The organism is Pantoea sp. CTOTU49201 (assembly GCF_032054795.1).
In the GTDB taxonomy this organism is placed as follows: domain Bacteria; phylum Pseudomonadota; class Gammaproteobacteria; order Enterobacterales; family Enterobacteriaceae; genus Pantoea; species Pantoea symbiotica.
In genome coordinates, this window is the sequence record NZ_DAMBSA010000189.1 from 1 (window position 1) to 8,648 (window position 8,648).

Here is an 8,648-nt window from a genome sequence, read left to right on the forward strand (position 1 = left end):
TGGATTTTGTATGACAAGCCTTTGTCATCGACCTGCAACAGCGCCAGACAATCGGCCGGGTCGATCTGTACGTTACGGAAAAACTTACCTGATCCGGTGACCAGGAACCAATCATTGGCCAGCGCTGGAGCAGGTTTGGTCAGCTCAATACAGCGCGGCTCAGCATAGAAATCACCGGCGAAATCTTTAACTTCTTCCGGCAGTAAACGTAAGCTGACGTTGCCGCCATTACGTTCATCCCAGCCCTTCAACCACATGTCGCTGGTCGCTTTAACCATTCCCTGAACAAAAGCGGAAGAGAGAATATTTTGCATAGTGTGTCCCTTAACGTTGACGCAGTGTATGTTGTTCATAATGACGGACTTCGCTCAGCCAGCTGGCATCAGCAGGGACATCGTGGCGCAGGCACCAGGCTTCCCACACCGCTTGCCACGGCAACGATTTTTGTTCTTCCAGCATCGCCAGGCGACCGGTGTAATCCCCTTCGTTCTCCAGCTTGCGTAACTGATCGGTAGGTTCCAGCAGTGCGCGTAGCAGTGCTTTTTTGGCATTGCGTGTACCAATTACCCACGCCGCGATGCGGTTGATAGACGCATCAAAGAAGTCGAGACCGATATGCACCTTGTCGAACAGCTTGTGGCGCGCGATCTCGGTGGCGATAGCCTGGGTTTCATCGTCTAGAATCACCACGTGGTCACTGTCCCAGCGCACCGGACGGCTTACGTGCAGCAGCAGACGCGGCACATAAAGCATCGCAGTGGAGATCTTGTCGGAAATAACTTCGGTTGGGTGGAAGTGGCCGGCATCCAGCGTTAGTGCGGTCTGGCGGCTGCTGGCATAACCCAGGCAGAACTCATTGGAGCCCACGGTGTAGCTTTCTGCACCGATACCAAACAGTTTGCTCTCTACCGCATCGATGTGATGCGCGGGGTTGAGCTTTTCACTGATTACGTCATCAAGCGCACTTGCCAGGCGTTGACGTGGTGCGAGGCGATCAACGGTGAGGTCTTTCATGCCGTCCGGCACCCAGATGTTCATGACGGATGCGGTACCCAGTTGCTCACCAAAGTGCGCCGAGATGCGTCGGCTGGCCTTGCAGTGGTCGATCCAGAACTGACGAATCCCTTTGTCGGCGTGTGACAAGGTAAAGCCATCGGCGCTCAGTGGGTGGGAGAAGCAGCTTGGATTAAAGTCGAGGCCCAACTTGTGCGTCTTCGCCCATTCCACCCAGTTGCTGAAGTGTTTCGGTTCAATCGCATCACGATCAACCGGCTTATCGCTCTCCAGATAGATCGCATGCAGGTTGAGGCGCTTGGCACCAGGAATGAGTGACATCGCTTTTTCAACATCTGAGCGCAGCTCATCAGCATTACGCGCGCGGCCCGGATAGTTACCGGTAGCCTGAATACCGCCGGTCAGTTCACCGTTCGGATTTTCGAAGCCGCGCACGTCATCGCCTTGCCAGCAGTGCATCGAGACCGGAATGCCATCCAGCTGTGCCATTACCTGTTCCACATCTACACCGATGGCAGCGTAGCGTTGTCTGGCCAGTTCGAAGGCCTGTTCAATCAGCTTAGTCATATGCAAGTTCCTTAGCAGGTTGGCTGAGCGCGGCAAAGCGTGCCTGATGGGCAGCGAAGGCGCTGTTGTTCAACGGTTCAAATTTTTCTAACGGGAAGTTTTGGCTAATGCAGCGGCGTAAATCGCTGACGTCACGCAATTCGCCCAAAGCAATGAGTTGGCAGCCAACGTTACCAAGCGTCGAGGCTTCAATCGGCCCGGCCAATACCGGCAACTCGCAGGCATCGGCACACAATTGGTTTAACAGCGGGTTTTGACTGCCGCCACCCACCACATGCAGCTGACGCAGCGGTGCAGCGCGTAATGTGCCGAGTTCGCCAATCACCTGGCGATAGAGCAAGGCCAGACTGTCAAAGATGGTGCGGGCCAGCGCGGCAGGCGTCTGCGGAACGGGCATGTTCTGTTCGGCGCAGGCGTTCTGAATCTCCTGAACCATGCTGTCTGGATTGATAAAACGACTGTGATTGGGGTTAACCAGCGCACGACAAACGGGTTCTTTTTCAGCTTCTTTGATCAGCGAGCACAGATCGGTAATGTGCAGCTCGGTGCAGACACGTTGCAGCAGCCACAAACCCATAATGTTTTTCAGAACACGGTAGCCTTCTGCCCCACCTTCATTGGTTATGTTGGCATTGAGCGCCGCCGTGCTGACACAAGGCTGCAAACTCTCGATCCCCATCAGCGACCAGGTTCCCGAGCTGAGGTAAGCGGCATCATCCTGCATTAACGGCGTGGCCAAAACCGCACTCGCCGTGTCGTGTGTCGCTACCGCGATCACCGGAATGTGGTTGCCACTGGCGCTGGTCCAGTAACCAACGGTATTGCCTGGCGACGTTGGTTTGCCGAACCATTTAGCCGGCACGCCAGCCCAGGCAAGCAAATCACTGTCCCATTCGCCGCTGTGAATATTGAGCAATTGTGTGGTGGTGGCGTTGGTGTATTCCCAGTTCATCTGGCCCGTAAGGCGATAGTGCAGATAGTCTGGAATCATCAGCGCATGCTGCACTTTTTCCTGCCAATCTGGCTGTTGTTGATGCAGCGCGTGCAGTTGATAGAGCGTGTTGAAAGGCAAGAACTGAATACCGGTGCGCTGATAGATCGCACCTTTGCCGAGAGCATTAATGGCCTGAGCCATATGCCCTTCCGTGCGCTTGTCGCGATAGCTTACCGCCTCGCCGACGCGCTCACCGTTGGCATCCAGTAACACCAAATCAACGCCCCAGGTATCAATACCGATGCTGTCCGGCACGATGCCTTCATCATCTAACTGAGCCAGTCCTAAACGAATCTCCTGCTCCAGTCGATCCAAATCCCAACAATCATAATCTGCACGGCGCACACGCTGATTGGTGAAGCGACGGACTTCGCGCAGGCTGATCTGCTGATTCGCTGAACTCCATTGTGCGAGCATCACGCGCCCGCTGGATGCGCCTAAATCAATGGCAACAATGTTACGCATACTCATGGCGTGTTCTTCCTGTGATGAGATGACTACAGATTAGAAATCTCTGCTTTTTGCCACCTTCCCCTTACTGCCAGTGCGTAATAGTCGCTGGCACGCTAACAAAGAAGTTCGTGAGAAAGCTCACAGAACCACATAAGGAGAGAGATGTGAGCCTTGCCGCATTTCCGTCAATCGCTGGTGAGATCTTGAAAAATTAGCCATTTTCCTGCGTCACTAAGGTGAAAATTCAAGGTAAGGTGCGGGGCGCCTGCGTAGACTCGGCAACAGTTGAGTAAATAAAGAGGCGAATCATGACCGTTCTACATAGCGCAGATTTCTTCCCGGAAGGGAATTACGCCATCGCCATTGAGCCGCGCGTGCCACAGCAGGCATTCCCGGAGCACCATCATGATTTCCATGAAATTGTGTTAGTGGAACAAGGTTCTGGTATTCATGTGTTTAACGGTCAGCCACAGGCTTTATCCGCAGGATGCGTGTGCTTCGTGCGCGATCACGATCGCCATCTTTATGAGCAAACGGAAAATTTGTGTCTGACCAACGTGCTGTATCGCAGTCCGGCGGCTTTCCGTTTTCTCTCGGGTTTGCAGGATCTTCTGCCGCGCGAAGAAGAGGATCACTACGCATCGCACTGGCGCATCAATCACAAAGTGATGGCGCAGGCGCTGCAAATCGTTACGCAGATGAAGCAGCAAGATGCGTGGTCGCTGGAACGGCACGCACGTCAGGAGCAACTTTTTCTGCAACTGTTGGTGTTGTTGCGCGAAGCGGCTCACAACGATCAATCACAGGATCAGGAAGCACGCTTGCATCGGTTGCTCGACTGGCTCAATGAGCACTACAGTGAAGAGATTGTGTGGGATGCCTTAGCCGATCGTTTTTCATTGTCGCTGCGCACTCTGCACCGCCAGATGAAGCAGCAAACCGGCAATACACCGCAGCGTTACCTGAATCGGCTTCGCCTGTTACAGGCGCGGCATTTACTGCGTCATAGCGATATGCGCATAACAGACATTGCCTACCAGTGCGGATTTGGTGACAGCAACCATTTCTCCACACTGTTCCGGCGAGAATTTGGCTGCGCGCCCCGAGCGGAGCGCCAGCAGATGCTATAACTGGAGCGTTTCCTCATGTCGCTGATCTTAACGCGCGAAGACTATTTTCCGGCCACCAATCTGCCGATTGCTGTGGCCGAGCGCATGCCGCAGCCCTCCTTCCCTCCGCACCGTCATGAATTCAGTGAAATCGTTATCGTCTGGCGCGGTAACGGCCTGCATGTGTTGAACGATCGTCCATGGTTGATAACCTGCGGCGACGTTTTTTACATTCACGATAGCGACTGCCACAGCTACGACAGCGTCAACGACCTGGCGCTGGATAACATTCTTTACTGCCGCGATCGCTTTCGCCTTGGCCTTGACTGGAACCAGTTGCTGCCGCCGCAAGAAGAAGATTCGCCGGGCTGCTGGCGTTTGACCACACGCGGGATGGCGTTAGCACGTGGCGTGATTAGCCAACTTGAGCGCGAGAGCCGCAAAAGTGATTCGCTATCGATTCAACTCTCCGAAGCGCTGTTTTTGCAACTCGCGCTAATTTTGCGCCGTCACGGTTATGCTGCCGATCGGCCCTGGGCATTGCCTGAAGGTGAGCAACTGGATCTACTGATGTCGGCGCTGCAAGGTGCCATCAGTCGTCCATTCGATTTGGCGGTGTTTTGCCAGCAGAATCAGTTAAGCGAGCGCGCGTTAAAACAGCTGTTTCGCCAGCAGACCGGTATGACCGTGGGACACTATTTGCGGCAGCTTCAGCTGTGCCAGGCGAAGTATCTGCTGCGGACGCAAGATTGCTTAATCAGTGAAGTAGCCGCACGTTGCGGCTTCGATGACAGTAACTACTTTTCGGTGGTGTTTACGCGGGAAACCGGTTTAACGCCGAGTGCGTGGCGGCAGCGCTTCCTGCCGCATCGCGAACTCTCATCTGAGAAAGTTAAAGCCTGACGCGAGATGTGCGTCAGGCTTTTTATTAGTTTGCTAATCCTAAGCCGACAATGTTGGCGGCAATGATAATCACCACACAACCCAGTGACAGCACGCGCACCGGACGTTGCCCCGCTGACTTCCACTCTTTCAGCACCAGACCAACCAAACCACCACACAGTACGTAGAGACTCATATGCAGCATCCAGCTGACAAAGTCATACTGTGCTGGAATTTTGGCGTGACCCCAGGCGTAGAAGAAGAACTGCAGATACCACATGGTGCCGCCGAGCACGGCAAATGCGATATTGGCCAGCAGCATCGGTTTGGCGACGGAGAAATCGCGGCGTACTGAGAGATCGGTTTTTACCGCCAGACGGATGAAGCAATAAGCCAGATTGACTAATGCACCGCCGCCCATGATCACCACATAGCTTGGCAAGGCCACATACAACGGATTGATACCCAGATTGGCTGCGGCTTCATGCATCGGCTTGGCGGCATCCATCGCAAACGACATGCCAGCCGAGAAGATGCCGCACATTACGGCCAGAATCAGCCCTTTCTTGAGGTTGAACTCTTCGGCGTTGATGCCCAGCGCCCGCTCTTTTAACAGGCCGGCACGTGAAACAATCGCCACACCAATCAACGCAACAAACACGCCGAGCAGCGTCATACGTCCACCGGTAGAGTTAAATAGCTCAACAAAGCGTCCCTGCAGCAGCGGCGTCATTAAGGTGCCCACCACTAAGGTGATACCAATGGCAATCCCGATGCCCATCGACATACCGAGGTAGCGCATGGTCAAACCGTAGTTGATGTTTCCGATGCCCCACATGGCACCAAACAGAAACACCGGCATGAGTTGAGAGAAACTAAAGCTGCCGTAATACGCCCAGAAGTTCGGCAGTAATACCGCACTGACTGCCCAGGGAAGAATCAGCCACGACATAATGCCGCCCACCGACCACATCGTTTCCCAGGACCACTTTTTCACCTGCTTAAATGGAGCATAAAAACAGGCGGCACTGGCGGCACCCACCAGATGCCAGAAAATACCTGCAATGATGGCACTGTTCATTGTTATTCCTTCGTAAGGTTGAGGCCAACAGGAAACCGGCGGTCTCCCGATTACCGGCAGTCTACGGCGGGCAGCTTTTCGTCAGCCTTTGGATGGCTGCCGGAAAGCGGAGGTTGCTGGCAAAATTCGGTGGGTCGTCAACATAAGGATCACAAAATCGCATTTGCAGGTAGGTCACGAGGTGTTTTTTATAAGTCGCTTATTATTCAGCATATTTTCCTATTGTGCTGTGTCGATCAGCACAGTTTTTGATTCACTGCCACTGCAACAGTTAACATGGCAGTCACACAAAGCCGCGCACCAGACTTTCCCCGCAGGCGTTTAATCCGTATAACGTTGGGAAAATCATCAGGACGAAGGATTGAGATGAATACCAAGAGATTGCGGCTACTGCTGTCACAATCAGTGAGCCGCGTGATGCTGGATGACATCCGCGCCATCGTGCCGGCGCAGGCGCTTAACGTCTTTATTAATGGATTGGATGAGACGCACTACGCCACGCTGGATTGCGTGCAGAGCGAAGAGAATTGCGCCCTGCTGGCGTCGGTGATTGTGGTGTGGCGCCAGCTGGGTCACATTCATGCGATTCATTATCAGAAAGGTGAGCATCTGCGTCAGGTCGATGACGCCACGCAATTCCAGCTGTTCAGTATGATGAAAACCCATCGCGCGATCGTGCAGATCGCTTAACTCTCGGGATGACTATGAAAATCGGACTGCTTTTCCCTATTGCCATCATCATTGCTGGCGTCAGTTTTTTGGCGTGGTTTATTGCCAGCGGCGCGGCGATGCCGGGTTCCTGACATTTATTTAACATACGTTGAATCGCTTCTAAGCCGCTGAAAGCGCGGCATTTCGCCAGGAATGCTGCGTCTGTCGTGCTGTTCTTCCCTTCTTTGCCACCCCTCAAGTCGCATTGGCAATAGCAAAAAGGTGCAATACCGCAATCTGTTTCACTCTGCACTTCACAAATCTTTAACGAAACCGATCGCGGAGAACCTGCACATGACAACACACCATCAACATTACATTAATGGCGCGTTTGTTGCCGATCAGAATGACAAGTGGATAGAAGTGATTAACCCGGCAACAGAGGCGTTATTGTCGCGCGTGCCGGAAGGCAGTAAACACGATGCCGCGCAAGCCATCGACGCTGCTGAAGTGGCGCAGCCGGGTTGGGAAGCGCTCCCCGCGGTTGAGCGCGGCAACTGGCTGCGCAAAATTGCCGTCGCTATTCGTCAGCGTGAGCCGGAACTCACCGCCACTATCGTCGCCGAAGGCGGCAAAACCCAGGTACTGGCGCAAACCGAAGTGCTGTTTACCGCCGATTATCTTGAGTACATGGCCGAATGGGCACGCCGTTATGATGGCGAGATCATTAACAGCGATCGTCCCAACGAAAACATCTTTGTGTTCAAGAAAGCCATTGGCGTCACCACCGGTATTCTGCCGTGGAACTTCCCCTTCTTCCTGATTGCACGTAAAGCCGCGCCTACACTGGTAACCGGCAATACCATTGTTATCAAGCCAAGTGAGCTCACTCCTAACAATGCGGCAATTTTTGCGCAAATCATCCATGAAATTGGTTTGCCAAAAGGTGTGATCAACTTTGTTTATGGCTATGGCCCGGAGATTGGTCAGGAACTGGCAGGCAACCCGAAAGTTGGACTGGTCAGTTTGACCGGCAGCGTCAACGCCGGTATCGCCACTATGGAAGCTGCGGCGAAAAACGTCACCAAAGTCTCGCTGGAGCTGGGCGGAAAAGCGCCGGCCATCGTAATGGATGATGCCGATCTCGATCTGGCGGTTAAAGCAATCGTCAGCTCCCGCGTGATCAACACCGGACAAGTGTGTAACTGCGCAGAACGTGTTTACGTGCAGGAAGGCATTTACGACCGCTTTATCAGCGCCCTGACTACCGCCATGCAGCAGGTGAAGTTCGGTAATCCGGCTGAGCAGAATGATATTGATATGGGTCCGCTGATCACGGCGGCCGCGCTGGAGCGCGTTGAGCAGAAAGTGGCGAACGCGGTCGCGGATGGCGGCAAAGTGGTGCTGGGCGGCAAGCGTGCAGGCAGCAAAGGCTTCTATTTTGAGCCAACTATCATCACGGGCGTGCGTCAGGATATGGAGATCATGCAGCAGGAGATTTTTGGTCCGGTGCTACCAGTGATGACCTTTAAGACCCTTGATGAAGCCGTAGCGCTGGCAAATGACTGTGAATACGGTCTGACTTCATCGATTTACACCCAGAACCTCAACACCGCGATGGTTGCCCTGCGTAAGTTGAAGTTTGGCGAAACCTATATCAACCGCGAGAATTTCGAGGCGATGCAAGGTTTCCATGCGGGCTGGCGTAAATCGGGTATTGGCGGTGCCGATGGCCGTCACGGTTTGGAAGAGTTCTTGCAGACGCACGTGGCGTATTTGCAGTTCTCCTAATGATCCATGTTCAGGTGCGCATCCATGCGCACCTGAAACCCTTAAGAAACGCGCTTCTGGCTGCGCAGCAGCGCCAGGCCGCTTAACACCGACATCGCCATCAGAT

The 8,648-nt window shown here is 53.8% G+C and carries 8 protein-coding genes and 1 pseudogene; 5 read left to right on the forward strand and 4 right to left on the reverse strand.

Going from position 1 to position 8,648, the window contains the following annotated elements; translation table 11 throughout:
• The 3 genes and pseudogenes from RTY00_RS14050 to rhaB form a co-directional block, all read right to left on the reverse strand.
• Positions 1-314 (reverse strand): annotated as a pseudogene (locus RTY00_RS14050) (class II aldolase/adducin family protein); the annotation flags it as partial.
• A gap of 10 nt (positions 315-324) precedes the next feature.
• Entirely contained in the window at positions 325-1,581 is a 1,257-nt protein-coding gene (locus RTY00_RS14055) for an L-rhamnose isomerase (protein ID WP_312664865.1), read from the reverse strand.
• Positions 1,574-3,046: a rhamnulokinase gene (rhaB, locus tag RTY00_RS14060; RefSeq protein WP_312664866.1), complete on the reverse strand. Its 1,473-nt coding sequence runs from the start codon at positions 3,044-3,046 to the stop codon at positions 1,574-1,576. The genes RTY00_RS14055 and rhaB overlap by 8 nt, the downstream gene beginning before the upstream one ends.
• Positions 3,047-3,336: 290 nt before the next feature.
• Here rhaB and rhaS point away from each other — a divergent pair, with 290 nt between their 5' ends.
• Both rhaS and rhaR read left to right on the forward strand, forming a co-directional pair.
• On the forward strand, positions 3,337-4,158 hold the full coding sequence (gene rhaS / locus RTY00_RS14065) for an HTH-type transcriptional activator RhaS (RefSeq protein ID WP_265298182.1): 822 nt from the start codon (positions 3,337-3,339) through the stop codon (positions 4,156-4,158).
• 15 nt (positions 4,159-4,173) lie between these two features.
• On the forward strand, positions 4,174-5,040 hold the full coding sequence (gene rhaR, locus RTY00_RS14070) for an HTH-type transcriptional activator RhaR (RefSeq protein WP_312664867.1): 867 nt from the start codon (positions 4,174-4,176) through the stop codon (positions 5,038-5,040).
• 25 nt (positions 5,041-5,065) lie between these two features.
• On the opposite strand, the gene rhaT is transcribed toward rhaR, so the two are convergent.
• The gene (gene rhaT, locus RTY00_RS14075; protein ID WP_008108866.1) at positions 5,066-6,100 is read right to left on the reverse strand and encodes an L-rhamnose/proton symporter RhaT; all 1,035 of its coding nucleotides are present in this window, start codon (positions 6,098-6,100) and stop codon (positions 5,066-5,068) included.
• Between the two features lie 366 nt (positions 6,101-6,466).
• On the opposite strand from rhaT, the gene RTY00_RS14080 reads away from it, so the two are divergent.
• The 3 genes from RTY00_RS14080 to aldA all read left to right on the forward strand — a co-directional run bounded on the left by RTY00_RS14080 (position 6,467) and on the right by aldA (position 8,542).
• Positions 6,467-6,790, forward strand: a complete 324-nt coding sequence (locus RTY00_RS14080) for a hypothetical protein (protein ID WP_008108864.1) — start codon at positions 6,467-6,469, stop codon at positions 6,788-6,790.
• 14 nt (positions 6,791-6,804) lie between these two features.
• The gene (locus RTY00_RS14085; RefSeq protein ID WP_008108862.1) at positions 6,805-6,903 is read left to right on the forward strand and encodes a YoaK family small membrane protein; all 99 of its coding nucleotides are present in this window, start codon (positions 6,805-6,807) and stop codon (positions 6,901-6,903) included.
• 202 nt (positions 6,904-7,105) lie between these two features.
• Entirely contained in the window at positions 7,106-8,542 is a 1,437-nt protein-coding gene (gene aldA, locus RTY00_RS14090) for an aldehyde dehydrogenase (RefSeq protein ID WP_312664868.1), read from the forward strand.
• Positions 8,543-8,648: the final 106 nt, after the last annotated feature.

Excerpts from the sequence above, each read along its gene's own strand:
- RTY00_RS14055 (WP_312664865.1), bottom strand. The coding sequence starts at position 1,581 with ATGACTAAGCTGATTGAACAGGCCTTCGAACTGGCCAGACAACGCTAC.
- rhaB (WP_312664866.1), bottom strand. The coding sequence starts at position 3,046 with ATGAGTATGCGTAACATTGTTGCCATTGATTTAGGCGCATCCAGCGGG.
- rhaS (WP_265298182.1), top strand. The coding sequence starts at position 3,337 with ATGACCGTTCTACATAGCGCAGATTTCTTCCCGGAAGGGAATTACGCC.
- rhaR (WP_312664867.1), top strand. The coding sequence starts at position 4,174 with ATGTCGCTGATCTTAACGCGCGAAGACTATTTTCCGGCCACCAATCTG.
- rhaT (WP_008108866.1), bottom strand. The coding sequence starts at position 6,100 with ATGAACAGTGCCATCATTGCAGGTATTTTCTGGCATCTGGTGGGTGCC.
- RTY00_RS14080 (WP_008108864.1), top strand. The coding sequence starts at position 6,467 with ATGAATACCAAGAGATTGCGGCTACTGCTGTCACAATCAGTGAGCCGC.
- RTY00_RS14085 (WP_008108862.1), top strand. The coding sequence starts at position 6,805 with ATGAAAATCGGACTGCTTTTCCCTATTGCCATCATCATTGCTGGCGTC.
- aldA (WP_312664868.1), top strand. The coding sequence starts at position 7,106 with ATGACAACACACCATCAACATTACATTAATGGCGCGTTTGTTGCCGAT.